This is a genomic window from Tranquillimonas alkanivorans, assembly GCF_900115595.1.
GTDB lineage: Bacteria > Pseudomonadota > Alphaproteobacteria > Rhodobacterales > Rhodobacteraceae > Tranquillimonas > Tranquillimonas alkanivorans.
Map to the genome: position 1 here is coordinate 589,472 of NZ_FOXA01000001.1, position 24,507 is coordinate 613,978.

The window sequence follows — 24,507 nt, forward strand, 5'->3', positions numbered from 1 at the left end:
ATCCGCGCCCCCTTGAAGGCCCGCGAATGCCGCTTCCGGCCGTCAGGCCGAGAAGATCATGGGCGTGATGATCCGCGCCTGGCTCCAGGCGCGGGCGATCGGCCCCTTGTCGGTCAGGCTGCCGCTCTTCAGCGCGCTCAGCCCCCAGGTCAGGACGGCGAGCGGAAGCGTCGCCAGGAAGATGATGCCGAAATAGACGCAGAACTCGGTACGCGGCGCTCTCGGGCCACGCGCCGGGATCGCGGCCTCGCTGGTGAAGTCGCTCATGTCTCGCTCCCTCGGTGGTGATCGGGCCGCTCCTCCGGCACGGCGGAAATTTCCGGATGCAGCGCCTCGACCGTCTCGCGCACGACGCGCTCGGCCCCCTGCGCCAGCGCCGCGCGTTCGGCGGCGTCGCGCAGCGTCTTGGCTGCGGAAATCCGGGTCAGGACGGGATGGCGCGACACGATCCGGTCGAGCGCCGCCTGCGCATCGCGATCCCACGGGAAGTCCCGGCGCAGCGTGGCCGGCGTCGCCTCGGCCGCGTCCATCTCGGACCCCAGCGGCAGCACGTGAAACAGCGCGTCGAAAAGGCCATTGCACACCTCCTGCAACAGGTAGGTCGCGCCGGCATAGCCCATGAAGGGAGTGCCGGTGGCCCTCCGGATGGCGGCGCCGGGAAAACTCGCCGGGATGAAGGCGGGCTGCGGCCCGTGCCCGGCGCGGGTCTCGGCCAAGTACATCTTCTCGTTGACGCTGCCCATCACGATCAGCGGCCGCTCGCGCCCGATCAGCGAACGCACCTCTTCGTTGTTGGTCTTGCCACCCGCCACGCGCGGCACCGCGAAGGCACAGGGCAGGCCCAGATCGTCCTCGAGGAACAGCCGGATGCCCCGGGCATAGGTCTCGTTCGCGACGATCCCGAAGCTCGCCGTGGCAAAGAAGTCCTGCGTCACCGACCGCCACAGGTCCCAGACGGGCTTGAGCGTCGAGTGCTTCTCGCGCGTGATGAACGGCTCGGGGTCCAGCCCCAGCATCTCGCCCAGCTTGCGCAGGAACAGCGTCGTGGATTCCACGCCGATGGGCGCCTGCAGGTACGGCTTGCCCAGCGCCTCGGACAGGCCGCGCCCGAACTCGCGGTACATGCACACGTTGACATCAGCGTTCACGAGGTTGCGCATCTCGGCCAGGTGCGCGCCCAGCGGCATCACCATGTTGACCTCGGCGCCGATCCCCTCGACCAGCCGCCTGATCTCGGTCAGGTCCGAGGGCATGTTGAACGTGCCGTACATCGGGCCCAGGATGTTGACCCGCGGCGCCGCACCCTCCTCGCGTTTCTTCTCGGGCGGCATCCGGCCCTTGGTCATGCCGAACTCGGTGAACAGCCACGTCATCGCCCGGTCCGCGGCCTGCCACTGGTCCTCGTCGATGGTGCGCGGCAGGAAACGCTGGATGTTCGTGCCCTGTGGCGTGACGCCCCCGCCGATCATCTCGGCGATCGATCCGGTGACGACGACCGCCGGCAGCGCCGGGTCGAGCGTCTTCCACGCCCGCGTCATCGCCCCCTCGGTCCCGTCCCGGCCCAGCTCCTCCTCGCCGAGGCCGGTCACCACGATGGGCAGCTCGTGCGGTGGCAGCGCATCGGTGTAGTGAAGCACGCTCGTCACCGGCAGGTTCTCGCACCCCACCGGTCCGTCGATCACCACCTGGAGCCCCTTCACGGCGCAGAAGGCATAGATAGCGCCCCAGTAGCCGCCCGCGCGGTCGTGGTCCTGGATCAGCATGGCCGCCCCCCGCGCCGGCGGGCCGCAAATGTACTCGTTTGCCCCGGAATTGTACGGATTGACCGTTTTTCGCGGCGCTCCATCAGATCATCTCCTGCGCCTTGCGCGCCCGCGCCTGCTTGTCGAGCTTCTTCTGATGCTGCCTGCGAAAGTCCGGCCTCAGGTTCGGTGCGCCTTCCCAAACGCCCGCCGTGTCACCCTCACCCACGCCGTCGAAGAACCCGCGCATCCGGGCCATCCGGTCTCGGTTGCCGATCGCCGCGTTGACCACCTGCGCCAGCGATCCGGCCCCCGCCGGGCCCATCAGGGGCCGCGCCGAAATCAAATTCGTGAAATAAAGCGCCGGGAGCCCAAGCTCTTTCGCCCGCTGCACCACCGGAGTGGTGCCGACGGCCAGGTCCGGCCCCACCGCTTCCATCGCCGCCAGGTCGTCCTCGAGCGACGCGCGAAAGACGACCTGCGCCCCGTGCGCCTCCAGCCAGTCGCGGTCCCACTCAGACTCCGGCGTCCGCGGACAGGCGGTCCCCACATATGGCACCCGCGCCCCGCTTTCGATCAACAGCCGCGCCACCAGCAACTCCGAGCCCTCGTAGCCCGACAGCGTCACCGTCCCATCAACCCGCGCCGCACCCAGCGCCGCGCGCACCGCCGGGACGAAGGCGTTCTGAGCCGCCGCAATCCGCTCGGCCGGGACGCCGCAGGCCGTCCCGATCTCGGCCAGCCAGTGCGCGGCGCCGTCCGCACCCACCGGCGCGGAGCCGACGACCGGCCGCCCGGCCGCCACGAGTTCGCGCTTGGCGGCGGTATAGAAGGGGTGCACCGCCCCCACCGCAGCGCAGTCCAAGGCCGCGTATAACTCCCGCCACTCGCGGCACGGCACCACAGGCCCGGCGGCCAGCCCCATCGGGGCGAGCATCTGACCGATCACCACCGGGTCCGCCGGGAACATCTCGCCCAGCAGCGTCACGGTCGGGCGGTCGGCGCGGCCCCGCGCCGGGCTCTGCACCGGCCCAGCCTCGGCCTCTTTCCGGGCATATGCCAGCATCGCCCCGGCCAGCACGTCCTTCGCCTCGGCATGGGTCGGCACGCCGAAGCCCGGCACGTCGATGCCGACGATGCGCACGCCGTTGATCTGGTCGGGCAACAGCCGCAACGGCACGCCCGAGGCGGTGGGCACGCAAAGGTTCGTCACCACCACAGCGTCATAGCGGTCCGGGTCCGCGAGGTCGTGCACCGCCTCGCGGATGTCCTCGAACAGCTTGCCGGTCACCAGCGTTTCCGAACTGAACGGCACGTACCCGACCGACCGCCGCGCACCATAGAAATGGGACACGAAGCTCAGGCCATAGACGCAGCAGGCCGACCCCGACAACACGGTGGCCACCCGCCGCATCCTCAGCCCGACGCGCAGGCTGCCGAATGCCGGGCACATCGATTGCGGCTTGTCGTGCGGACCCTGTGGATAATCCTGTGCATAGCGGTCCAGCACCTCGGACTGCCCCGCCGCCCGCGCCGCCGCCTGCATTTCGGCCGCGCCGGCATGGCATCCCTGTTCGTCCTGCGGGGCATCGGCCACGGGCCGGCCTGCATCTTCGGTCCTGGAAATATCCTCGGGGGGGCTCGGCGCAGCCGAGCGGGGGGCAGACAGCCCCCCTGCCCCGGGTCCGTCACGCCTCGTCATATATCACCTCGAGCGAGGGCTTGGGCAAGCCGTACGTTCCGCGCATGTCGGCGTCGGTCGCGGGCTCCAGCACCACGTTTCCGCCGGTCTCGTCATTGTCGAACAGGCCCAGCAGACCGTCCTGGTCCAACGGCGCCGGACGAACCGGCGGCGCGCCCGCTACGGCCTCGGCCAGACCGGCGAACAGGTCGCCCCAGCGCGAGGCGGACGAGCCGACGATCTGGTAGTTCGCGGATTTCTTCCGCAGGTCGTCGTCCTGCGGGATCGCGGCCAGCACCGGCACGTCGACCGCCCGCGCGAAGGCCTGCGCCTCGCCCGAGCCGTCGTCCTTGTTCACCACCAGCCCGGCCACGCCTACATTGCCGCCGAGCTTGCGGAAGTACTCGACCGCCGAGCAGACGTTGTTGGCGACATAGAGGCTTTGCAGATCGTTCGAGGCAACCAAAATCACCTTCTGCGCCATGTCCCGCGCGATTGGCAGACCGAAGCCGCCGCAGACCACGTCGCCCAGAAAATCCAGCAGGACATAGTCGAAGTCCCAGTCGTGGAAGCCCAGCTTCTCGAGCAACTCGAAGCCGTGGATGATCCCGCGCCCGCCGCAGCCGCGTCCGACCTCGGGTCCGCCCAGCTCCATGGCGAAGACGCCCCCGCGCTTGAAGCAGACATCGCCGATCTTCACCTCTTCGCCCGCGAGCTTCTTCTTGGTCGAGGTCTCGATGATCGTCGGGCAGGCCTTGCCGCCGAACAGTAAGGACGTGGTGTCGGATTTGGGGTCGCAGCCGATCAGCAGCACACGCTTGCCCTGCTCGGCCATCATGTGGCTGAGGTTGGCGAGCGTGAAGGACTTTCCGATTCCGCCCTTGCCGTAGATCGCGATGATCTGGGTTCTCTTCGCGGGTGCGGTCGCCTGGATGTCGGCGAGGTCCTCGTGCGCCTCCTCCCGAAGGCGGGCGTCGAAGTCCTTGAGGTTCGGAACGTCGAGCGTCATGCGTGACCTTTCCAGTCGAGGATCATTTTCAAGCAGTCCGGGTCGGTGAAGGCGGTGCGATAGGCCTCTTCCGCCTGACCCGCCGGCCGGCGGTGCGAGACGAGCCCGGCGAGCGACAGCGCGCCGCGTTCAACCAAGTCGCGCACCGCGCGCAGGTCCTCGGGCGCCCATTCCGCCGCCACGCGCAGGCGCGCCTCTTTCAGGAAAGCCGTCGGGAAGGCGAAGCTGATGGCCTGTGGGTAAAATCCGGACAGCACCACCTCGCCGCCGCGCGCGATGCGCCCGATAAGCGTGTCGAGCAGCCCGGCATCGCCAGAGGCGTCGCAGATCGCCGCATAGTCGCGGCGTGCGTCGTCCTCGGGCGCGATGACAGGGTACGCGCCGCCGCCCGTGCGGCGCACCGCGTTCGTCTCCCACACCGTCGGCGGTGGAGCGCCCTTGGCCACGGTCAGGCGGGCGAGCAGCCGGCCCAGCGTGCCGTGTCCGACGATCAACTCCGGAAGAGCGTGACCCGCGATGGCATGGTGCGCCGTCGCGGCGAGGGCCAGCAACGCGCCCCGTTCGCCGTGGCCAGAGTCGATCTTCGTCACTCGGCCACCGGCGGTGAGAAGGCGGGAGGCCGCGCCGCCGAACAGGCCGCGCGCGCCGTCGTAGCAATCGGCGCCGGGCACGAAGACGTGGTCGCCTGGCCTCAGGCCGCTTTCGCGCCCGGCCTCGACCACCTCGCCGACGGTTTCGTATCCGGGCACCAGCGGGTAGCCCATGCCTGGGAAGGGCGGCATCGTGCCGGACCAGAACAGCCGCTCCGTTCCGCTTGAGATGCCGGAATACGCCGTCTCGACCACGACATCTTCAGCGCCCGGCGGCGTCAGGCGCAACGCGTCGAGCGCCAGGTCCGACGGAGCCTTCAGGATGATCGCGGTGGTCTGCACGTGCGGCTCCCTTCATCGGGACGCGCGGGCCGCCGGATCGGCCATGCCGCGCTGATATGTCAGATTAACCTGACACGTTTATATGTCAACTTTAATGAACTGTGGATGTGTCAGGCGCGCGTTGCAGTGACAACGCGGGTGACGAATGGCCGCCGTGCCCTGGGGCAGCGGATGGAGGAGAAACCGGCCTCCGACAGGTGCGTCGCGATTTCGTCAGCCGAACGCGTGCGCCCGGTTCGCATGGCGAGCGTGTAAAGGGCGAAATAGACGTCGGTCGCCCGTTCAGGCCACGCTCCGCCGGACATCGGCTCGGACACGATCACCTGTCCGCCCGGCGGCAGGGCGTCGTGCACGCGGCGTAACAGGGCCGCCACCGTCCGGTCGTCGTGGTCGTACAGCACCCGGCCCAGGCTGATGGCATCTGCCCCTTCCGGCAGCGGGTTCGACCGGAAATCGCCGGCCACAATGTCTACTTCACCTGACACATCCGATTCGCCCCCGCGTGCGGCCTCGAGCACCTGCGGCAGATCGAAGAGCGTCAGGCGCATGCCCGGGTGACGGCGCGCCACCTCGCGCAGGAAGGCACCGGTCCCGCCGCCCACGTCCATCAGGTGCCGGACGCGGCGAAGGGACACGGCATCCAGCGTGTCCTCCGCCACCATGCGCTGGCTCTCGGCCATCAGGGTCGAGTATCGGGCGGCGTCTTCGGCCTCCATCTGCCCGGACAGCACGTATGGCCAGACCTGTGCCAGCTCGGTCTCACTCTCTCCGCGAAACAGGGCCACGGGATCGGACAGATCGCGATACAGCACGTCGTGGTGGCGGATCATCGCTTCCAGTCCCGGCACCCCGACCAGCGCCGCGCCACGGCGGGACGTCCGATAGCCGCGGCGCGTCCGCTCGAGCAGCCCCAGCGCCGCCCCTGCCTGCAACAGCACCCGGCACCGCTCGGGCGGAAGGTTCAGGCGTGGTGCTAATGCCCCCGGCGTCGCCGTCTCCTCCATGAGCAGGTGCAGCACCCGCAGTTCCACGAGCGCGGCGAGGACCTGTGACTGTACGAAGCCGCTGACGATGGCGAACAGCGCCTCCCCCTCGCGCCGTGCGAGGTGGCGGACCACCGGAAGCCGGCCGAGGCGTGACAGGACTGACGGAGAGGACAGGAGCCGGTTGCGCCATCCCACGAACGACCGACGTGGTCTTCTTCCGCCCTGCCGCCAGTCGCGGGCGCGGGCAGTCATTCGCCCGGCACCGCCCAGCGCCCTTGCGCCGCGGATGGCACCAGCCGGTCGGCATAGGCGCGCACCATTCCGGCAAGCCGCGCTTCCCCGGGACAGGACGGGATGGAAGCAATCGCACCGGACAGGATGTCGTCGAGCCGCCGCAGGGCACCCTGCACACCCAGTTCCGACACCGCGCTTGGGCGGCCCAGTCGGTCATCCTGTCCGACCGGCTTGCCCAGCATGTCTGCGTCGCAGAGCGTGTCGCGCAGGTCGTCGGCGACCTGAAATGCCTCGCCGATCAGCGCCCCCAGATCCTCCCACGCCTGGGGCTCCTGCCCGGCGGCGGCCGCGCCCATCTGAGTGGCGGCGACGAACAGCGCGCCGGTCTTGGCACGGTGATAGGCGGCGAGGTCGATGTCGCGCTCGCTCTCCCACCCCTGCCCCGCGCAGATGCCGAAGGGCATCCCGGTGTTGCGCGACAGAAGCGTGACGAGCGTCGCCGACCGATCCGGCGCCTCGGCCGCGGCGCGGGCGAGCGTGCCGAAGGCTGCGACGATCAGGCTGTCGCCTGTCAGTACCGCCAGCGGCTCGGAATACGCGGCATGGACCGACGGCCTGCCGCGCCGGGTGCCGGCGTCGTCGAAGCATGGTAGATCATCATGCACGAGGCTCGCGCAGTGGATCAACTCGAGCGCGGCTGCGGCGGCGTCGGCCAACGCGGGGCGGTCGTCGCCGCAGGCCGCGGCGACCGAGAGGCAGATGGTGGGGCGGATGCGGGCGCCCCCGGGAACGACCGCGTGCCGCATGGCGTGGGCGAGGCGCGGCGGCGCGGGGGGCGCGCAGGCGGCAGAGAGCGCAGCGTCCAGGGCCGACTCGAGGCGGGCGTGAAGGCTCATCGCGCTCTCCTATTTACAGCACATATTGTAAATCATACTGGACAGTGAGCCTGTGCGAGTCAACTATCGCCGCATGTCCCGTTCGCGCCCCCACATCGTCGTCATCGGCGCCGGCATCGGCGGGCTCGCCGCCGCCGCGCGGCTCGCCCATGCGGGGCTGCGCGTGACGGTTCTGGAACGGCAGGACGCACCGGGCGGCAAGATGCGCACGCTGCCCACGGCGGCCGGCGCTGCGGACGCGGGACCAACCGTCCTGACCCTGCGCGGCGTGTTCGACGGCCTTTTCCGGGACCTAGGGCTAAGGCTGGATGACCATGTGACCTTGCGCCCCGAGCCGGTGCTGGCCCGCCACTGGTGGCCGGACGGTACAACGCTCGACCTGTTCGCGGATGCCGAGGCGAGCGCTGCCGCCATCCGCGCCTTCGCCGGAGAACGGGCGGAAGCACAGTTCCGGCGCTTCACGACCGAGACCCGCCGGCTGTTCGAGGCGTTCGAGCGCCCGATGATGCACAACGCCGCACCGAAGCAGAGCGCGCTGGCCCTGCGGGTGATGCGCGCGCCGAGCCTGATGGCCGCGATGGCGCCGCACCGGAGCCTCGCCTCGCACCTCGCGCGCCGGTTCGACGACCCGCGCCTGCGGCAGCTCTTCGCTCGCTACGCCACCTATGTCGGCGGTTCGCCCTACGAGGCGCCGGCGCTCCTGTCGCTGATCGGGCACGCCGAGGCGGCGGGCGTCTGGCGGGTCGGGGGCGGGATGCATGCGCTGGCGCAAGCCGTCGCACACGCGGCTCAGACACTGGGCGCCGACGTCCGGTACGGTGCGCCGGTGCGGCGGATCGAAGTGCAGGACGGCAACGTTGCGGCGGTTCACACCGGCGACGAGCGCCTGCCCTGCACCCACCTCGTCTTCAACGGCGATCCGCGCGCGCTGGTCGAGGGAATGCTCGGCGAGGCCGTGCGCCCCGCCGTGCCCCGCCAGCAGGTGGAGCCGCGCAGCCTTTCGGCGCACGTCTGGACCTTCGCGGCCCGGCCCCACGGGCGCGAGCTGTCCCACCACAACGTGCTGTTCGGGGCAGACCCGCGCAGCGAGTTCGACCCGATCGCGCGCGGCCGGATGCCCGAGGACCCGGCGATCTATGTCTGCGCACAGGATCGCGGGGCGGGGCTGACGCCGCCCGCCCCCGAACGGTTCGAGATAATCGTGAACGCGCCGCCGCTGCCGCACGCGACGCAAGAGGAGTTCCCGAAATGTCTGATACGCACGTTCCGGGCGCTGGCGGCGCGCGGCCTGACCTTCACGCCCGAGCCGGGACGCGCGGCGCTGACGCGGCCCGAGGACTTCGACGCTCTGTTCCCGGCGAGCCACGGATCGCTCTACGGCCGGAGCCCGCACGGGCTGACGGCGGGCCTGAATCGGCCCACGGCGCGGACGCGGGTTCCGGGCCTATACCTCGCGGGGGGCGGAGCGCACCCGGGAGCGGGGGTGCCGATGGCGGCACTCTCAGGGCGGCACGCGGCCGAGGCGATACTGACGGACCATGCTTCCACCTCGACGTTCCGCCGGGGGGCTACGCCTGGTGGTACTGCGACGGGATCAGCGACGACGGCAGCCGAGGCCTGACGATCATCGGCTTCATCGGGTCGGTCTTCTCGCCCTGGTACCACTGGTCCGGGCGCGGCCGCCCGGAGGAACACTGCTGCTTCAACGTAGCCGGCTTCGGGCCGGGCTCGCGCTTCACCATGACCGACCGGGGCGCAGACGCTCTGAGCACCAGCCGCGACACGCTGCGGATCGGGCCCAGCGCGATGCGCTGGACCGGCACGCGGCTCGAGATCGAGTTGGACGAGCGCGGCGCGCCCCCCGTTCCGAGGCGGGTGCGCGGGCGGGTGACGGTGACGCCAACAGCGGTGACCGACCGCGAACTGCTGCTGAGCCCGGACGGTGCGCATGTCTGGCGCCCTTATGCCCCCGCCGCGCGGATGGAAGTCGAGATGAACGGCGTCCGCTGGAGCGGGCACGGCTACCTGGATGGCAATTTCGGCACCCGGCCGCTGGAGGACGACTTTTCATACTGGACGTGGGGGCGGTTCCCGATCCGGAGGGGTGCGACGTGCTTCTACGAGGCGGTGCGTCGGGACGGGACCGAGGCGAATGCCGCGCTGGCTTTCGACGCCGAAGGCGGCGTCACACGCACCGAGGCGCCGCCGCGCGCGCCCTTGCCGCCAACGCTGTGGCGCGTGCGGCGGGCGACCCGCGCCGATGCCGGATACGCGCCGCGCCAAGTGTGCAACATGCTCGATTCGCCGTTCTACTCCCGCGCCTCGGTCCGCACCCGGATCGACGGGGAAGAGACGGTAGGCATGCACGAGGCGCTGGACCTGGACCGGTTTCGCTCACCGCTGATCAAGCCGATGGTGGCGATGCGGGTGCCGCGGCGGGGGCGCTGGCGGCCCCGCGCTCAGTCCTGATCGAAGCGCATCCGCACCTCGCGCAAGACACGCAGTGCGGCGCGCACCTTCTCGGCCCCGATGGAGGAGACGACGTCCTCGATGATCGGGCGGATCGCCTCGATCGCGGCGTCGCGCGCGGCCTGCCCAGCCGGGCTGATCGAGACGAATTTTCGCCGCGCGTCGTCCCAGTCGGGACGGACATGCACGTGCCCGGCCCATTCCAGCTTGGTCAACGTGTTGGTCATCGCCCCGCGCGTCACGTGAAACGTCCGGGCCAGTTGCGCCGGACTCCTCTCCCCCGTCCGGGCGAGGTGGTTGAGGACCGAGAAGTGGCTGAGCTCCATGCCCTTTGGCAGCGCCTTGGACAGCCGCGTGCGAGCCAATTGGTCGGCCATGAAGATTTCGCTGAACAGCGCGACGGCGAGCGGGTCGTTGGGCTGGCTCATGGGCCGTCGAACGGCCTGTCATGGGTCAGCGAGGGAACCTTGCGCCGCGCGGCTTCCACCTGCGCGAGGTCCAGGTCGACCAGCGTCACCCCCGGCTCGGTGCCCGCGTCGGCGATGACCTCGCCCCAGGGCGCGACGGCAAGGGAATGGCCGTGGGTCTTGCGCGGTTTGCCCCACGATGCCGCGTGCTCCCCGGTCTGGGCGGGGGCCAGAACGAATGCGCCGGTCTCGATGGCGCGGGCGCGCAGCAGGCTTTCCCAGTGCGCCGCCCCCGTGACGGGCGAAAACGCCGCCGGGACGGTGATGATCTGCGCCCCGCCCTTGCCCAGCGCGCGGTAGAGGTGCGGGAAACGGAGGTCGTAGCACACGGTCAAGCCTATCTTCGCCAGCGGCGTGTCGGCCAGCACCGCGCGAGTGCCGGGCCGAAAGCCGGCGGATTCGCGGTAGGTCTCGCTTTCCGACACCTGCACGTCGAACATGTGAATCTTGTCGTAGCGCGCGGAGATTTCTCCGTCCGGCCCGATCAGGAACGACCGGTTGGCGAAGCGCCCGTCCGCGTCATGCGTCTTCAGCGCGAGAGAACCGATCAGCAACCATCGCCCGAGCGCCGCCGCATCCTCTCGCAAGGCGGCAAGGGTCGGGTCGTCGTCCTCGTGGCGCAGCACCTGCGCCTGGCGGGTGCGGCTGGCCGAGACGCAGTTCGTGACTTCCGGTGTCAGGATCAGCTCGGCCCCTGCCTCGGCCGCCGCGCGCACGTGGTCACGCGTAACCGGCGAATTGGCCTCGGGGTCGTCCGACGAGGTAAGCTGGATCAGCGCCGCGCGCATGGCTCAGGCGGCGAGCATCTGGTCGAGCTTGCCGGCCCGTTCCAGCGCGTATAGCTCGTCGCATCCGCCGACATGCGTCTCGCCGATGAAGATCTGCGGAACCGTGTGGCGTCCGTTGGCGCGCTGCATCATCGCCTTGCGGTCGTCCGGGTCGCGCGACACGTCGATCTCGGCAAAGCTCGCGCCCTTCTCGTTCAGAAGTCGCTTCGCAGCGTGGCAGAAGCCGCAGGTCGGAGAGGTGTAGATGTCGATCTTCGGCATGGGGTCCTCGGATTTGTGGTGTTCCCGTGAACCTAGGCATCCTTGACCACGCGCGCCAGTGTCGCGACCGAAACGCTGCTCGCACCTGCGGCGCGGCACGCCTCGGTCGCGGCGGCAAGCGTCGCGCCCGAGGTCATCACGTCGTCCACCAGCAGCACGTCCGCCCCGTCCAAAGTGGTTCCGTGGCGCGGGTGCGGGCGGATGACGTCGGCCTGGTTCGCGAACCGCTGTCCAACCGTCATGCCGTCCTGCACGGGGGTCCGTCGCACGCGCATCAGTGCCTGCGGCCGGGGCGTCGCGCCTGTTACACGCGCCAGCGCCAGCGCCAGCAGGGCGGCTTGGTTGTACCGGCGACGCAGGCGGCGGGTCCAGTGGATCGGGACCGGCACGATCGCCTGCCCCTCGTGCAGCACCGGCGCCGCCGCAGAGGCGAGCCAGCGTCCGGCGGGCCGCACGAGGTCGAGCCGGTCGGCATGCTTCAGGGACAGGACCATTCGCCGCGCGCGGTCGCGGTATAGGAACGCTGCGCGTCCCCGGGACCAAGGGCGCGCGATACTCATGCAGTCGTCGCAGTGGACGCCGTGGCCCGGATCCTCGCCGGGCAGCGGTGCGCCGCACAGATCGCAGACGAGGCCGCGGATGAAGGGTGTGTCGCGCCAGCACGGACCGCACAGCGCGCCCGGTCCTTCGACCAGGGTGCCGCACATCGCGCACTGGTGCGGGTAGATCAGGTTCAGAAGGCTTTGCATCCGCGCCTCCGCCGCCTATGTCGCGCGGTGATGCAACGCCCGCCCGAACTCACCGACCGCCACGCCCTGTCCGCCCACCGCCGCCGCGCCGCCCGGATGGACGAGCCGGCGTGGTTCCTGCACGACGAGGCGAAGCTCGAGCTTCAGGAGAGGCTGAGCGAGGTTAACAGGACGTTCACCGACGCCGCGTTGGTGACCGGGCACCCCGAGCTTTGGCGCGACGCCGTGCCGGGGGCCCGGGTGGTCGAGGACACGGACGTCCTGGACCTGGCCCCACAATCCCTCGACCTGCTGGTCCACGCCATGTCGCTGCACTGGGCGAACGATCCGGTGGGGCAACTGGTACAGGCGCTGCGGGCGCTGCGGCCCGACGGGCTGTTCGTGGGCGTGATGTTCGGCGGACAGACCCTTTCGGAACTGCGAACCGCGCTGGCCGAGGCCGAGGCGCGGGTGACGGGCGGGCTGTCGCCGCGCGTGGCTCCGATGGCCGAGATCCGCGACCTTGGCGGCCTGCTGCAGCGGGCGGGCTTCGCGCTTCCGGTGGCGGATTCTCTGAAGCTGCCGGTGCGCTATCGCTCGGCGCTGCACCTGATGCACGACCTGCGCGCGATGGGCGAGACCAACGCGCTCGCCGCCCGCGATCGGCGCGCCCCGCCTCGCGCGCTGTTCGGCGCGTGTGAGGCCGTATATGCAGAGAACTTCACCGACGGCGACCGCATGCTCGCCACCTTCGAGCTGGTGTTCCTGGCAGGGTGGGCGCCGGACGAGAGCCAGCAGAAACCGCTGCGGCCGGGATCGGCGCAGCAGCGCCTGGCTGATGCGCTGGGAGTCGAGGAGAAACCGGCCGAAGATGATGCGACGGCCCGCCGCGATTGATAATCCGGCAGACTCCGTTATGTCCCCCGGAAGTTTCATGTGAAAACGGTACGGAAGTGTCGATGCTGGATGCGAAGACCCCGGGCGCGACGACGCGCTCCTCCACGCCGCGCGAGGCCGAGCGGCCGGCCCACGCGCCCGCCGATCACCCCAAGATCAAGCCGGCCCGCGTGGGCATCCTGCTGGCCAACCTCGGCACGCCGGACGGCTATGACTACTGGTCGATGCGCCGCTACCTGAACGAATTCCTGTCGGATCGGCGAGTGATCGATTACTCGCCCTGGATCTGGCAGCCGCTGCTGCAACTGGTGATCCTGACCAAGCGCCCGTTTTCTTCGGGTGAGGCGTACAAGTCGATCTGGAACGAAGAGGCTGGTGAGAGCCCGCTGATGACGATCACCAGGTCGCAGACCGCGAAGATCGCCGCGGCGATGAAGGCGAAGTACGGCGACGATGTCGTGGTAGACTTCTGCATGCGCTACGGCAATCCGTCGACCAAGTCGAAAGTGCGCGAAATGGCCGAGGCCGGCTGCCGCAAGATCCTGTTCTTCCCGCTTTACCCGCAATACGCGGGCGCGACGACGGCGACGGCCAACGACCAGTTCTTCCGCGCGCTGATGGACGAGAAGTGGCAGCCGCCAGTGCGCACTGTCCCCGCCTATTACGAAGAACCCGTCTATATTGACGCGCTCGCGCAGTCGGTGCAGCGGGCCTATGCCAAGTTGGACCACGAGCCGGACGTGCTGGTGACTTCGTACCACGGCGTGCCCGAGCGCTATTTGATGGAAGGCGACCCCTATCACTGCCAGTGCCAGAAGACGACGCGCCTGCTGCGCGAGAAGCTGGGCTGGGACAAGGACCGGGTCGTGACCACTTTTCAGTCGCGCTTCGGCCCCGAGGAATGGCTGAAGCCTTATACGGTGGAAGAGGTCGCGCGGCTGGCGAAAGCCGGGAAGAAGCGCATCGCCATTATGGCGCCCGCGTTCTCGGCCGACTGCGTCGAGACGCTGGAAGAGATCAACGAAGAGATCCGGGAAAGCTTCGAAGAGGCCGGGGGCGAGGAATTCACCTACATTCCCTGCCTCAATGACGACGAGGCGCATGTTACGGCGCTGTCGAAGGTGATCGAGGACAATCTGAGGGGCTGGATGGGCTGACGCCCGTCCGGCCTGAGCCAAAAATAAAGGCGGCAGGGGCAGGCCCCGCCGCCTTGTTTTTTGCGTGGATGACCGCGATCAGCCGTTGGCGGCCACGGCGGCGACCACCGCGAGAACCAGCAGCGGAACCACGAAGCCGCCCGAAGCCGACTGCGTTTCCTCGACAATCACGGGAGCTTCCATCACCGGCTCGGCAAGACCGCCAGCAAAAGCCGAGGTGGCGGCGACCGAGAGGGCGGCGGCGAGTGCGAACTTCTTCATTCTGTCCTCCAGTGTAAGCTGCCCTGCCGCTACGTCCGGCGGCAGGTACAGTAATCGTAGCGTACAAAAGCTGTATAACCAGCAACTTGCACGACTCGAAAAGTCACCGAAGCGACCGAAGGTTCCGATTCCGCTTCCGCGTGGTCAAATAAGCAACACCTGCGTCCCCGACCGAGCAAGACCAAAGAGCTCGGCGATGTGCTCGTTGTAGAGCCCGATGCAACCGTTGGACGATCGGCGGCCGATCTTGCGCGTGTCGTGGGTGCCGTGGATGCGGTAGTACGTCCAGCCCAGGTACAGCGCGTGCGTGCCCAGCGGGTTGTCGGGCCCCGGCGGGACGTAGTCTGGCCATTCCGGGTTGCGCTGCTTCATGGACGGTGTCGGCCGCCAGTCCGGTCCCTCGACCTTGCGCACGACCGAGGTGCGGCCGCGGCGGGTCAAGTCCTCGGTCATCGGGACAGAAGTGGGATAGAGCTTATAGATACCGCCGGACTCGTTCCAGAAGTGCAGCGCACGCGAGGTGATGTCGACCAGAATGGCGCCGTTGCGCAAGTCGTCGAAATACGGCTGCCAGTCGAGCGCGCGAAAGCTCGACGCGTTGCGGCGGACGGAGTCGCCGGCGGTCGGGCGATACTCGGTGCTGCTCTGCGCCAAAGCAGGTGCAGCGAGAAGTGCAACGGTCGCCGTCGCGCCGCCCAGGATCGCGCGCCTGCCGACGGTTCCTTTGGTGTCACTGGCCATGGACATGCCTCCGGGCTGATTGGGACAGGGCAACAACGAACTTACTTCGCGTCCGGTTGCCGGACAATCCGCCCCGGCATCAAAACGCCGGTCGCGGCGCCACCGGGTTTGAACCGGCGGAGGATTGCCAGTATCCATCTCCCGACCAGAGGGAACGACGAACCATCCATGACACGAAGAATTGCCCTATTCCTGCCGCTGCTTGCGGCATTGGCGGCGTGCGCCACCCCGCCGCCCCCGCAGCTCGGCCCGGACGGACAGCCGTTGCCGCAGCTTTACCAGATCTCTCAGTCCGACGAGAACCAGGTGCGGTTCCGCATGCTCGACGCGGTCAACGCGCTGCGCCAGGCGGATGGCGCGCCGCCGCTCGAGCTGGATTCGGAGCTCACAGCCGCCGCCGCGACGCATTCACGCGACATGAGCATCCAGAACCGGCCGTGGCATTTCGGCTCGGACGGATCATCCCCGCTCGACCGGGTGCGGCGCGTGGGCTACCGCGGCGACATGCTGGGCGAGAACATCTCGGAAAGCTACGAGACCGAACTCCAGACGCTTGCCGCGTGGATGGACGATCCGGCCACGGCGGACATCATCCTCGACCCCCGCGCGCGCGACATGGGCTTCGCGTGGTTCCAGGAGCCCAACGGCAAGATCTGGTGGACGCTGGTCACGGGCGCCTGATGGCGCCGGTCCCTCACGGGTGGATCGAGATCGGCGTGCCGTCCTTCACCATGGCATAGATCTCTTCGATCTCGTCGTCGGTGACGGCGATGCAGCCCCAGGTCCAGTCGCGCGGGCTGCCGCGTTCATAGCTCGGGCCCCGGCCGTGAATGAAGATGTCGCCGCCGGGGCTGAAGCCCAGCGCCTGCGCCTCGGCCATATCCCGCGGATCGGGATAGGAGATGCCGATCGAAAGGTGGTACTTGCTGTTCGGGTTGCGCTTGTCGATCAGGTAGTGCCCTTCGGGCGTGCGCCCGTCGCCCTCGACCTGCTTGTCGCCCTCGGGCGCCCAGCCCAGCCCGATCTCGTACGCTTTCAGAGCGTAGGGGCCGTGCATCAGAAGCAACTGCCGCTGGCCCTTGAGTACGTGGATCCGCGTCACCTCCGGCCCGTCATAGGTCCGGAATTTCGATCCGCCACAGCCTGCCACCGTAACGACCAGGGCCAGAAGGCCCAGCGCCCGAAGAAATCTCATCGCCGTCCTGCCTGCTCTTGTTTTGCAGGCGACTATACCCGACGATGCGCCGTCACGGAATCCGGTTTCGCATCCTCGTGCGCATCCAGCTTCGCCTCGATCGCCGCCAGGCGGTTGAGCACCTCGTCGCGGTAGGTGTCGGTTCTTTCGACGTCCTCGGCGTGGTGGGCGTCCTGCATCGAGTTGACGATCAGGCCCACCAGCAGGTTCACCACTGCGAAGGTCGTCAGCAGGATGAACGGCACGAAGAACAGCCAGGCGTAGGGATAGGTTTCCATCACCGGGCGGACGATGCCCATGGACCACGACTCGAGCGTCATGATCTGGAACAGCGAATAGGCCGACTGGCCCAGCGTGCCGAACCACTGGGGAAAGCTCTGCCCGAAGAGCTTCGTCGCCATGACCGAGCCGATGTAGAAGATCAGCGCCATCAGCAGGAAGACCGAGCCCATGCCCGGCAGCGCGCTGACGAACCCCTCGACCACCCGGCGCAGGCGCGGCGCGACCGAGATGACGCGAAGCAAACGCAGGATGCGCAATGCCCGAAGCACGCTGAGCGTCTGCGCGCCGGGCGCGAGCGAGATGCCGACGATGACGAAGTCGAACAGGTTCCAGCCGCTGGCAAAGAACCGTCGACCATAGGCTACGATCTTTGCCGCAAGCTCGGCCACGAAGATCAGAAGGCAGATCGAATCGAGCACCGGGATCAGCGGGCCGGTCGCGCCCATGATCCTGTCCGATGTCTCCATCCCCAGCAGCACCGCGTTGACGATGATCACCGCGATGATGCCGTTGCGCACGATCTTCGTATCCAGCGCAGCGCCGAGCCTGGCCCTGAAGTTCATGTCCGTCCCCGTCAGTTTCAGGCGATATGGCCCCGCGAGAGACGCGCCGCAAGCTCGACATGGCTCGACCACCGGAACTGGTCCACCACGTCAATCCAGTCGATGCGGAATCCCGCATCCGCCAATCGGCGTGCATCGCGCGCGAAGGTGACCGGATTGCAGGACACGGCGGCGATCACTTTGACGTCTGACTGCGCCAGTTCCTCGGTCTGCGCCTCGGCGCCCGCACGGGGCGGGTCGATGACGACGGCGTCGAAGCGCTTCAGCTCTTCGGGCAGAAGCGGGCGGCGAAACAGGTCGCGCGCCTCGGTCGTCACGCTGCGCAGACCCGAGGCGTGGCGCCAGCCGTGATCGAGTGCATCGAGCATGGCCCGCGCCCCCTCGACCGCGTGTACTTCGGCCCGCTCGGCCAGCGGCAGGGCAAAGGTGCCGCAGCCCGCGAACAGGTCGAGCACATGGTCAGCCTGCCCCACCGCGTCCCGCACCGAGGCGGTCAGCGCCGCCTGCCCCTCGGCCGTTGCCTGAAGGAACGCGCCCGGCGGCGGCACGACGCGCGCCGGGCCGAAAACCTGCACCGGCGGGCGTGCGGCGGCGACGGTCTCATCGCCCCACGTCAGGCGGGCAATGTCGTGCGTCCCGCACCACAGCGCCAGCCCCTCGCGCAGTGACAAGTCCAGCGGCTTGCCGCCCGCGGCCGAGATGTCGAGCCCGGACTCGGACACCGTCACGTGAAACGTCAGTTCACCCTTCCGGGATCCGCCCAGCGCCGTGAGTTCCTCCAGCGCCGGCAACGCGGCGAGGATGGACGGGTGCAGCAGGTGGCATTCGGTTATCGCTGTGATCGTGTCCGACGCGCGGGCATGGAGACCGACCAGCGCCCCCTTCTTCGTCCGGCGGCCCGAAAGTGCGGCGCGGCGGCGGCTGTTGGGCGGCGAGGTTGCGATGCGGCGGACCGGGGCGTCGAGACCCTGCGCCGCGAGCGCCGCGCGCACGACCGAAGCCTTCCAGTCAGCCACGAACGTGTCGGAGGCGTGCTGCAACGCACACCCGCCGCATGCCTTGTAGTGCACGCAGGGCGGCGCGACGCGGTCAGGCGAGGGCGTGACGATGCGCGAGGCGGCGATGCGGCCGTCCTCTGGCTCGCCCTCCACCACTTCGCCCGGCAGGGTGCGGGCGGCGAAGACAGGGCCGGAGGCGATGCCGTCGCCCCGGTGTCCGAGGCGTTCGATAAAGTGCTGGGTCATGAGCGTCTGATCGCGCGGAACGGGCGGAGGGTCCAGAGCCTACTCCGCGGCGTCCTGAAAGTTGATGAATCCGCCCGACTGCCGGTGCCAGTAGCGGGCATAGACACCTTCCTGCGCCAGAAGGTCGTCGTGTGTGCCCTGCTCGACGATGTGACCGTCTTCGAGCACGATGATCCGATCCATGCGCGCGATGGTCGACAGCCGGTGCGCGATGGCCAACACGGTCTTGCCCTCCATCACCCGGTCGAGCGCTGCCTGGATCGAGGCCTCGACCTCGGAATCCAGCGCGCTCGTCGCTTCGTCCAGCACCAGGATCGGCGCGTCCTTCAGGATGGCGCGGGCCAAGGCGATGCGCTGGCGCTGCCCGCCCGACAGCTTCACGCCCCGTTCGCCCAGGTGCGCGTCATAGCCGGTGCGCCCCTTGAAATCGACGAGGTCCAGGATGAAGTCGTGCGCCTCGGCCTTCTTGGCGGCGGCGACCATCTCGTCCTCGGTGGCGTTGGGGCGACCATAGCGAATGTTGTCGCGGGCCGAGCGGTTGAACATCGCGGTTTCCTGCGTGACCATCCCGATCCTGCGGCGCAGGCTTTCCTGCGTGACGTCCCCGACGCTGTGCCCGGCAATGGACACCGTCCCCTCCTCGGGATCGTAAAGCCGCAGAAGCAGCGCCACGAGCGTGGACTTTCCCGCGCCCGAGGCGCCGACGATGCCCAGCTTCTCACCCTGCCGGATCGTCAGGTCGATGTTCTGCACACCGCCGCTCTGCCGGCCGTAGGCGAAGCTCACGCGGTCGAAGCGGACATCGCCCCCCTGGCTCAATTCCACCGCATCGGGTTTGTCGGTCAGGGTGTGCGGCGGGGTGAGGGTGTTCATCCCGTCCTCGACCTCGCCCACGTTGGCGTAAATCGCCATGAGCGTGAAGCTGACCCACCCGGTCATCTGCGCGATACGGATCGCAATGGCTCCCGCCGCCGCAATGTCGCCCGGCGTGGCCGCACCGTTCGCCCAAAGCGCAAGCGTCCCCCCCACCAGCAGCACCGGCAGGATGCCGGCCAGCGACATCAGCGCGAACCGGAAGCCAGCGGACAGGACGCCGAAGTCGATGACGCGCTCGCGGAAGCTGCCGATGGCGTCGATGGCCGCCTGATCCTCGTGATCGGCGTGGGCGAACAGTTTCACGGTCTTGATGTTGGTGATCGTGTCCACGACCTGCCCCGACACCATCGCCCGCGACGCCGCGCGCGCCATCGACCGGCGGCGCACACGCGGCATGAACCAGCGGATCAACGACAGGTAGGCGACGACCCAGACGGCCAGCGCCAGCGCCATCCAGACGTTGATCGTCGTCAGCAGCAACGCCGATCCGATCAGCGAGGCCAGCGCGAAGAAGACGACGTTGATGACCTCGCTCGCCACGTCCGTAATGGCGCGGCTGGTCTGCATCTGTTTCTGCGCGATACGCCCCGCAAAGTCGTCGTCGAAGAAAGTGACCGACTGCCCAAGCGTCCAGCGGTGCAGGCGCGTCAGTACCAGCGGGTTCACATTGGGCGCGACGATGATCGAGTTCGAGCCGGCCGAGAGCCCGAACAGGATCGGGCGCAGGGCCAGGAAGAACAGCGCCGTGCCGACGAGGAACCACAGGTTCTCGGCCACGAACTCGGCGGGCCCCGAGGCAAGCGCGGCGTCGATGACCTCGCCCAGCAGGACGGCCGTGACCACCTCGGCGGTGCCCGCGGCGGCAGACAGACCCCCGGCTATCCAAAGCCACTTCCACGATCCCGCGAGCGTCCAGCGGAAAAAGGCGAACAGCGTGCGCGGGGGTGGCCCGTCGGCGGGGCGGAAGGCGTCGATGACGTCGGCGAGGCGCTTGAGACGGCCGACCGGCTTGGGGTCGGCGGGGCGCTCGGCGCCCGGGGACGAAACTGACATGCGCCTCAATTTAAGGGAGGCGCGGGCCGAGACAATGCACTCTCGCGTCAGAAAAACACCGCCCCCGCCGACAGGGCAAGCGCAAGGGCCATCGTGCGTAGGAAGATCACCCATGCCGCCGGAGTGGTCAGCAGGAAGGCGAGCAGCCCGCCGGCCGTCGTCCAGAAGAGGCAGACAAATAGGTTGATGCCCGAGAATGCCGACGCGAGGCGCAGCGCCTCGTGCGCCGGGTCCAGACCGGCGGAATACCCCGAGGCGGCGGCCAGTGCGACGGCCCAAACCTTCGGGTTGACCCACTGGAACAGCACGGCCTCGACGAAGCTGAACGGGCGGTCCTTGCCCTTTGCCTCGGGCCGCGTGGCGCGGGTAGCGAGCGTGTAGGCCATCCAGACGATCCAACCGGCCGCCAGCAGCTTCAGGGACCATTCCAGCGCGGGAAGGCTCAACAGAAGCGCCCCTATGCCCAACCCCGTCAGCCCCGAGGTCACGCCGACCCCCGCCGCTACGCCCAGGATATGCGGCACGGTCCGCCGCAAGCCGAACCGCGCGCCCGAGGCTGTCAGCAGGATGACGTTCGGCCCGGGCGAGAACAGGCCGAGGAAGACGAACAGGTACAGCGGATCCACGTTGTCAGCCGACGAAAAGCAGTGCCACGCTCAGCACGATGAGCACCGCCATCACGCGGTTGAACAGCTTCAGTCGCCGTTCGGTGCTCAGCCACCGTGTCAGCAGCGCGCCCGCAACCGCCCAGGTCGATATGCTGAAGCCGCCGACGCAGGAAAACACCAGCGCAATCACAGCCGCCGTCACCACGGGCGCGGCCGGAGAGATGAATTGCGCCGTTACGGCCACCGCCATCGCCCATGCCTTCGGATTGATCCACTGGAAGCCGGCGGCCTCCAGGAAGGTGAACGGACGCGCACGACCGCCCGAGCCGGACAGCCCGCCCGCGCTCCACAGTTTCCACGCGATCCAGAGAAGCAGCGCCGCCCCGACCAGCCGCAGCCCCTCGCGCAGGAGGTCTGACCTTTGGAACACCTCGCCCAGCGTCAGACCGACGATCAGCATCATCAGCGGAAAGCCAATGACGATGCCAACGATGTGCGGCGCGGTGCGGCGCAATCCGAACGTCGCGCTGGAACTGGCGACGAGCGCGTTATTCGGCCCCGGCGCGAGCGTGGCAGCCGCGGCGAGCGTCACGAGGCTGAGAAGGAGGTCGTAGGACATAAGAGCGGCTTTCGGGCGATTACGCCGGACGCTCCTCCGGACGGGCCGGAACGTCAACCCAGAAGAGCGTCGCGGTCCAGCGTGAAGCGCGACGCGATCCAGCGCCGCTCGAGCTCGGCCAGCTTCCGGCCAAGCTCGGGGCCGTGGTAGCGCGGCATCAGGTCGGCGGCCTTTACAGGGAAAACCGCCTTGGCCCCGGCAGCGATGTCGTCTTCCAGAGCCGCAGGCAGCGGCGCCTCGAACGTCGCGGCGCGCAGAAGCTCGATGTCGCGCGCCGCTTCAGGTCCTTGGCGATAGGCGAGCTCGGCCGTGCCCGCCTCACTTCCGATCCCGTCGCGCAGAAGGTGCAGGCGCTTGCCCTCGGCCTTGGACAGGCGCAGCCGGTCCGGGATCTCCTGTCCTCCCAGCAGTGCGAGGCGGCGGATCGGATCCGGCGCGACGCCGGCTGCCTGTTCAAGGTGAACCAGCACCGGCAACCGCTCGGCATCGGCGCCCGGCAGAACGTGAAACAGGATCGGCGCCTGCGCCATCGCGGCCACGGCGGGCGAGGGATCCGGTGCGGAAAGAAGCTTCTTCGTCTCCGCCCCCACCCGTTCGCGCGAGAGGGTCTCGAGCCCGTCGGCGAGAGCGGCGGCGGCGGCGAGGCCTTCTGCGTTCAGCCCCTCGGCCGGATCGCCGTACCAGGCGTGGAAGCGGAAGAAGCGCAGAATCCGCAGGTAATCCTCGCGGATCCGCTGCTCGGGGTCGTCGATGAAACGAACGTGCCGGGCGCGCAGATCGGGCAGGCCGTCGAGCGGGTCGTGCAGCCGCCCTTCGGCATCGGCGTAAAGCGCGTTCATCGTGAAGTCGCGGCGGCGGGCGTCGTCCTCGATGTCGGTGGAAAAGGCCACCACGGCATGCCGGCCAAACGTCTCGACGTCCTTGCGGAACGTCGTGACCTCGTGCGGGATGCCGCCCGAGACGACAGTGATCGTGCCGTGCTCGATCCCGGTTGGCACGGCCTTCAGCTTCGCCGCCTCGGCCAGCTCGATCACCCGTTCAGGACGGGCATCGGTCGAGATGTCGATGTCGTCGACCGGCGCATCGATCAGCGCGTTGCGCACGCAGCCGCCGACGAAGAACGCCTGATGCCTGCCCTGCCCCAGCGCCTGCATCACGCGGCGCGTCTGAGGGCGCGTCACCCACTCGGCCGCAATCCGCGTCACTGGGCCAGCCTTTCGCACAACCCACGCAGCATCCGCGCGGTCGCCCCCCAAACATAGTAAGGCCCGAACGGCAAAGCGTAGTAGAAGCGGTGCATCCCCCGCCAGCGGCGGGACTGGATCGTGTAGCGGGACGGATCCGCAAGGTGATCGAAGGGAACGGTGAAGACCTCTTCCACCTCTCCCGGCTCTGGGCGCGGGATGAAGGGGCGCTCGATCCAGCCCAGCACCGGGGTGACGCGGAAGCCGGTGACCGTCTCGTGCGACGGCAGCTCGCCCAGGACCTCGACCGACTCGCGGGGCAGGCCGACTTCCTCTTCCGCCTCGCGAAGCGCCGCGCCCACGGGGCCGTCGTCGCCAGCGTCGACCTTACCGCCCGGAAAGGCCACCTGTCCCGGATGGTGCTTCAGCGCCGACGAGCGTTTCGTCAGCACCACCCGCACCTCGCCGTCCTCGACCACGAAAGGCACAAGAACACCCGCCGGCCGCAATACGCGGCCCGCGGGAAGCACGACGTTCGGGTTCAGGTCGTAGTCCGAGGATGCCCCGCTTGCGCGGGACACGGCGTCCAGCAATCGGTTCCGAACGTCACTCGCCGTCATCGGGAGGAACGTCCGCCTCGAACCCGAGGGTCCGGGGATCGAATTCGTAGTGCGCGCCACAGAACTGGCAGTCTGCGGTCACGATGCCCTCGTCCGTCGTCATCGTGCCGATGTCCTTGGACGAATAGATCGACAGGCTCTGGCGCACGCGATCCGCGGAACAGGTGCAGCCGAACTCGACGCGCTGGGAGTCGAATATGCGCGGCGTCTCTTCGTGGAACAGCCGAACCAGAAGGTCGGTGGGGTGCACCGACGGGCCCACCAGTTCCATCTCCTCGACGGTGTCGAGCAACTTGTTGGCGCGGTTCCAGTTCTCCTCGTCGTCGCCGTCGACAATATCCTGCGCCTCAAGCAGCCCGCCCTCGCCCGAACCGCCACCGCTGGCGAAGGGAGACGCCTTCGGCATGTGCTGGAGCATGATGCCACCCGCGCGCCAGCTTTCCGGGCTTCCGCGCTCGGTCGATCGGCCGAAGCTCAGCGCGAAGCGGGTCGGAAGTTGCTCGGACTGGGCGAAGTAGGTCTCGGCACAGGCCGACAGGGAGCCGCCGGCGATGGGCGTGATCCCTTGGTACGGCGTCATGTCGCGGCCCTGGTCGATCAGGATCGCGAAGTAGCCCTTCCCGATCTGGTCGAACGGATTCACGCGCGGCTCCAGCCGGTCCTTGTCGAAACTGGCATAGGCGCGGATGCGCGCCGGCGCGCCATCCTTGGTCGGAGCGTAATAGTCGGTCGCGATCAGGCGGGCGGGACCGTCGCCGCGTATCTGCAGCGACAGCTTCCAGCGCAACTTGATGGTCTGGCCGATCATCGCGGTCAGCAGCGCAGCCTCGGCCACCAGCGCCTCGATCTCGGGCGGATAATCGTGCTGCTCCAGCACGGCGTCGAGCACACCGTCAAGGCGCGCGACGCGGCCGCGGATATCCGAGCGGTCAAGCTGGAAGGGCAGAATGGTATCGTCCCAGGCGATACGGGATCCGAGGGTCATGGGCTTTCCTTGCGGCGTGCGGATTGGCA

27 protein-coding genes are annotated in these 24,507 nt (G+C 68.7%); 5 read left to right on the plus strand and 22 right to left on the minus strand.

Translation table 11 applies throughout. The features are described 5' to 3' along the window. Positions 1-42: 42 nt before the first annotated feature. From pufQ to BM162_RS03005, 7 genes are all read right to left on the minus strand, one after another. Entirely contained in the window at positions 43-267 is a 225-nt protein-coding gene (gene pufQ / locus BM162_RS02975) for a cytochrome PufQ (protein ID WP_093417436.1), read from the minus strand. After that, positions 264-1,763, minus strand: a complete 1,500-nt coding sequence (bchZ, locus tag BM162_RS02980) for a chlorophyllide a reductase subunit Z (protein ID WP_093417438.1) — start codon at positions 1,761-1,763, stop codon at positions 264-266. The genes pufQ and bchZ overlap by 4 nt, the downstream gene beginning before the upstream one ends. An 82-nt stretch (positions 1,764-1,845) precedes the next feature. Next, positions 1,846-3,444 carry a chlorophyllide a reductase subunit Y gene (gene bchY / locus BM162_RS02985; RefSeq protein WP_093417440.1) on the minus strand — a complete coding sequence of 533 codons (1,599 nt, stop codon included), beginning with the start codon at positions 3,442-3,444 and terminating at the stop codon, positions 1,846-1,848. Then, the gene (locus BM162_RS02990; RefSeq protein ID WP_093417442.1) at positions 3,431-4,432 is read right to left on the minus strand and encodes a chlorophyllide a reductase iron protein subunit X; all 1,002 of its coding nucleotides are present in this window, start codon (positions 4,430-4,432) and stop codon (positions 3,431-3,433) included. The genes bchY and BM162_RS02990 overlap by 14 nt, the downstream gene beginning before the upstream one ends. Beyond that, positions 4,429-5,364, minus strand: coding sequence for a chlorophyll synthesis pathway protein BchC (gene bchC / locus BM162_RS02995; protein ID WP_093417444.1), 936 nt, complete (start codon positions 5,362-5,364; stop codon positions 4,429-4,431). The genes BM162_RS02990 and bchC overlap by 4 nt, the downstream gene beginning before the upstream one ends. A gap of 110 nt (positions 5,365-5,474) precedes the next feature. Continuing rightward, positions 5,475-6,602 (minus strand): methyltransferase, encoded by a 1,128-nt coding sequence (locus tag BM162_RS03000; RefSeq protein ID WP_093417446.1) that lies wholly within the window; start codon positions 6,600-6,602, stop codon positions 5,475-5,477. Beyond that, a complete protein-coding gene (locus BM162_RS03005; RefSeq protein ID WP_093417448.1) occupies positions 6,599-7,480 on the minus strand; it encodes a polyprenyl synthetase family protein in 882 nt (293 codons plus the stop codon). The genes BM162_RS03000 and BM162_RS03005 overlap by 4 nt, the downstream gene beginning before the upstream one ends. Positions 7,481-7,553: 73 nt before the next feature. Here BM162_RS03005 and crtD point away from each other — a divergent pair, with 73 nt between their 5' ends. Together crtD and crtC are read left to right on the plus strand one after the other, a co-directional pair. After that, positions 7,554-9,101 carry a 1-hydroxycarotenoid 3,4-desaturase CrtD gene (gene crtD / locus BM162_RS03010; protein WP_093417451.1) on the plus strand — a complete coding sequence of 516 codons (1,548 nt, stop codon included), beginning with the start codon at positions 7,554-7,556 and terminating at the stop codon, positions 9,099-9,101. Positions 9,102-9,115: 14 nt separating this feature from the next. Next, complete coding sequence (crtC, locus tag BM162_RS03015; RefSeq protein WP_500691296.1) at positions 9,116-9,949, plus strand: carotenoid 1,2-hydratase; 834 nt, start codon at positions 9,116-9,118, stop codon at positions 9,947-9,949. Here crtC and BM162_RS03020 read toward each other — a convergent pair. The 4 genes from BM162_RS03020 to BM162_RS03035 are packed head-to-tail and all read right to left on the minus strand — an operon-like array spanning position 9,940 to position 12,214. Continuing rightward, entirely contained in the window at positions 9,940-10,377 is a 438-nt protein-coding gene (locus tag BM162_RS03020; RefSeq protein ID WP_093417453.1) for a MarR family winged helix-turn-helix transcriptional regulator, read from the minus strand. The genes crtC and BM162_RS03020 overlap by 10 nt on opposite strands. Then, positions 10,374-11,204 (minus strand): carbon-nitrogen hydrolase family protein, encoded by an 831-nt coding sequence (locus BM162_RS03025; RefSeq protein ID WP_093417455.1) that lies wholly within the window; start codon positions 11,202-11,204, stop codon positions 10,374-10,376. The genes BM162_RS03020 and BM162_RS03025 overlap by 4 nt, the downstream gene beginning before the upstream one ends. Before the next feature lie 3 nt (positions 11,205-11,207). Next, entirely contained in the window at positions 11,208-11,465 is a 258-nt protein-coding gene (gene grxC, locus BM162_RS03030) for a glutaredoxin 3 (protein WP_093417457.1), read from the minus strand. A gap of 32 nt (positions 11,466-11,497) precedes the next feature. Further along, positions 11,498-12,214 (minus strand): double zinc ribbon domain-containing protein, encoded by a 717-nt coding sequence (locus BM162_RS03035; protein ID WP_093417460.1) that lies wholly within the window; start codon positions 12,212-12,214, stop codon positions 11,498-11,500. A gap of 30 nt (positions 12,215-12,244) precedes the next feature. On the opposite strand from BM162_RS03035, the gene BM162_RS03040 reads away from it, so the two are divergent. Beyond that, complete coding sequence (locus tag BM162_RS03040; RefSeq protein WP_093417814.1) at positions 12,245-13,090, plus strand: methyltransferase domain-containing protein; 846 nt, start codon at positions 12,245-12,247, stop codon at positions 13,088-13,090. A gap of 62 nt (positions 13,091-13,152) precedes the next feature. Further along, positions 13,153-14,247 (plus strand): ferrochelatase, encoded by a 1,095-nt coding sequence (gene hemH / locus BM162_RS03045; RefSeq protein WP_177215026.1) that lies wholly within the window; start codon positions 13,153-13,155, stop codon positions 14,245-14,247. Between the two features lie 78 nt (positions 14,248-14,325). On the opposite strand, the gene BM162_RS03050 is transcribed toward hemH, so the two are convergent. Then, a complete protein-coding gene (locus tag BM162_RS03050) occupies positions 14,326-14,508 on the minus strand; it encodes a hypothetical protein (protein ID WP_093417465.1) in 183 nt (60 codons plus the stop codon). A gap of 144 nt (positions 14,509-14,652) precedes the next feature. Then, on the minus strand, positions 14,653-15,249 hold the full coding sequence (locus BM162_RS03055) for a L,D-transpeptidase (RefSeq protein WP_093417467.1): 597 nt from the start codon (positions 15,247-15,249) through the stop codon (positions 14,653-14,655). A gap of 168 nt (positions 15,250-15,417) precedes the next feature. Here BM162_RS03055 and dalA point away from each other — a divergent pair, with 168 nt between their 5' ends. After that, the gene (gene dalA, locus BM162_RS03060) at positions 15,418-15,930 is read left to right on the plus strand and encodes a divisome-associated lipoprotein DalA (protein WP_093417470.1); all 513 of its coding nucleotides are present in this window, start codon (positions 15,418-15,420) and stop codon (positions 15,928-15,930) included. Positions 15,931-15,943: 13 nt separating this feature from the next. Here dalA and BM162_RS03065 read toward each other — a convergent pair whose 3' ends face one another. Genes BM162_RS03065 through hslO form a run of 9 tightly spaced genes read right to left on the minus strand, consistent with a single transcriptional unit; the run spans position 15,944 to position 24,478 of the window. Continuing rightward, complete coding sequence (locus BM162_RS03065; RefSeq protein WP_093417472.1) at positions 15,944-16,444, minus strand: L,D-transpeptidase family protein; 501 nt, start codon at positions 16,442-16,444, stop codon at positions 15,944-15,946. Between the two features lie 32 nt (positions 16,445-16,476). After that, entirely contained in the window at positions 16,477-17,289 is an 813-nt protein-coding gene (locus BM162_RS03070; RefSeq protein WP_093417474.1) for an ion transporter, read from the minus strand. A gap of 17 nt (positions 17,290-17,306) precedes the next feature. Further along, positions 17,307-18,533, minus strand: a complete 1,227-nt coding sequence (locus tag BM162_RS03075) for a class I SAM-dependent RNA methyltransferase (protein ID WP_093417476.1) — start codon at positions 18,531-18,533, stop codon at positions 17,307-17,309. A gap of 39 nt (positions 18,534-18,572) precedes the next feature. Further along, complete coding sequence (locus BM162_RS03080) at positions 18,573-20,462, minus strand: ABC transporter ATP-binding protein (protein WP_093417479.1); 1,890 nt, start codon at positions 20,460-20,462, stop codon at positions 18,573-18,575. Positions 20,463-20,509: 47 nt separating this feature from the next. Continuing rightward, entirely contained in the window at positions 20,510-21,088 is a 579-nt protein-coding gene (locus tag BM162_RS03085; RefSeq protein WP_093417481.1) for a LysE family translocator, read from the minus strand. Positions 21,089-21,092: 4 nt separating this feature from the next. Then, on the minus strand, positions 21,093-21,689 hold the full coding sequence (locus BM162_RS03090; RefSeq protein WP_093417484.1) for a LysE family translocator: 597 nt from the start codon (positions 21,687-21,689) through the stop codon (positions 21,093-21,095). Between the two features lie 53 nt (positions 21,690-21,742). Continuing rightward, positions 21,743-22,843 (minus strand): CCA tRNA nucleotidyltransferase, encoded by a 1,101-nt coding sequence (locus BM162_RS03095; RefSeq protein WP_093417817.1) that lies wholly within the window; start codon positions 22,841-22,843, stop codon positions 21,743-21,745. A 47-nt stretch (positions 22,844-22,890) separates the two neighbouring features. Then, on the minus strand, positions 22,891-23,493 hold the full coding sequence (locus BM162_RS03100; RefSeq protein WP_093417486.1) for a CoA pyrophosphatase: 603 nt from the start codon (positions 23,491-23,493) through the stop codon (positions 22,891-22,893). Further along, positions 23,480-24,478, minus strand: a complete 999-nt coding sequence (gene hslO / locus BM162_RS03105) for an Hsp33 family molecular chaperone HslO (protein ID WP_093417489.1) — start codon at positions 24,476-24,478, stop codon at positions 23,480-23,482. The genes BM162_RS03100 and hslO overlap by 14 nt, the downstream gene beginning before the upstream one ends. Positions 24,479-24,507 lie beyond the last annotated feature (29 nt).

Excerpts from the sequence above, each read along its gene's own strand:
- BM162_RS03095 (WP_093417817.1), bottom strand. The coding sequence starts at position 22,843 with ATGCAGGCGCTGGGGCAGGGCAGGCATCAGGCGTTCTTCGTCGGCGGC.
- BM162_RS03100 (WP_093417486.1), bottom strand. The coding sequence starts at position 23,493 with ATGACGGCGAGTGACGTTCGGAACCGATTGCTGGACGCCGTGTCCCGC.
- BM162_RS03040 (WP_093417814.1), top strand. The coding sequence starts at position 12,245 with ATGCAACGCCCGCCCGAACTCACCGACCGCCACGCCCTGTCCGCCCAC.
- BM162_RS03075 (WP_093417476.1), bottom strand. The coding sequence starts at position 18,533 with ATGACCCAGCACTTTATCGAACGCCTCGGACACCGGGGCGACGGCATC.
- BM162_RS03080 (WP_093417479.1), bottom strand. The coding sequence starts at position 20,462 with ATGTCAGTTTCGTCCCCGGGCGCCGAGCGCCCCGCCGACCCCAAGCCG.
- grxC (WP_093417457.1), bottom strand. The coding sequence starts at position 11,465 with ATGCCGAAGATCGACATCTACACCTCTCCGACCTGCGGCTTCTGCCAC.
- BM162_RS03055 (WP_093417467.1), bottom strand. The coding sequence starts at position 15,249 with ATGGCCAGTGACACCAAAGGAACCGTCGGCAGGCGCGCGATCCTGGGC.
- BM162_RS02990 (WP_093417442.1), bottom strand. The coding sequence starts at position 4,432 with ATGACGCTCGACGTTCCGAACCTCAAGGACTTCGACGCCCGCCTTCGG.
- BM162_RS03000 (WP_093417446.1), bottom strand. The coding sequence starts at position 6,602 with ATGACTGCCCGCGCCCGCGACTGGCGGCAGGGCGGAAGAAGACCACGT.
- dalA (WP_093417470.1), top strand. The coding sequence starts at position 15,418 with ATGACACGAAGAATTGCCCTATTCCTGCCGCTGCTTGCGGCATTGGCG.
- pufQ (WP_093417436.1), bottom strand. The coding sequence starts at position 267 with ATGAGCGACTTCACCAGCGAGGCCGCGATCCCGGCGCGTGGCCCGAGA.
- BM162_RS03065 (WP_093417472.1), bottom strand. The coding sequence starts at position 16,444 with ATGAGATTTCTTCGGGCGCTGGGCCTTCTGGCCCTGGTCGTTACGGTG.
- BM162_RS03025 (WP_093417455.1), bottom strand. The coding sequence starts at position 11,204 with ATGCGCGCGGCGCTGATCCAGCTTACCTCGTCGGACGACCCCGAGGCC.
- bchY (WP_093417440.1), bottom strand. The coding sequence starts at position 3,444 with ATGACGAGGCGTGACGGACCCGGGGCAGGGGGGCTGTCTGCCCCCCGC.
- BM162_RS03020 (WP_093417453.1), bottom strand. The coding sequence starts at position 10,377 with ATGAGCCAGCCCAACGACCCGCTCGCCGTCGCGCTGTTCAGCGAAATC.
- BM162_RS03035 (WP_093417460.1), bottom strand. The coding sequence starts at position 12,214 with ATGCAAAGCCTTCTGAACCTGATCTACCCGCACCAGTGCGCGATGTGC.
- BM162_RS03090 (WP_093417484.1), bottom strand. The coding sequence starts at position 21,689 with ATGTCCTACGACCTCCTTCTCAGCCTCGTGACGCTCGCCGCGGCTGCC.
- BM162_RS03005 (WP_093417448.1), bottom strand. The coding sequence starts at position 7,480 with ATGAGCCTTCACGCCCGCCTCGAGTCGGCCCTGGACGCTGCGCTCTCT.
- hemH (WP_177215026.1), top strand. The coding sequence starts at position 13,153 with ATGCTGGATGCGAAGACCCCGGGCGCGACGACGCGCTCCTCCACGCCG.
- BM162_RS03070 (WP_093417474.1), bottom strand. The coding sequence starts at position 17,289 with ATGAACTTCAGGGCCAGGCTCGGCGCTGCGCTGGATACGAAGATCGTG.
- hslO (WP_093417489.1), bottom strand. The coding sequence starts at position 24,478 with ATGACCCTCGGATCCCGTATCGCCTGGGACGATACCATTCTGCCCTTC.
- crtD (WP_093417451.1), top strand. The coding sequence starts at position 7,554 with ATGTCCCGTTCGCGCCCCCACATCGTCGTCATCGGCGCCGGCATCGGC.
- bchZ (WP_093417438.1), bottom strand. The coding sequence starts at position 1,763 with ATGCTGATCCAGGACCACGACCGCGCGGGCGGCTACTGGGGCGCTATC.
- BM162_RS03050 (WP_093417465.1), bottom strand. The coding sequence starts at position 14,508 with ATGAAGAAGTTCGCACTCGCCGCCGCCCTCTCGGTCGCCGCCACCTCG.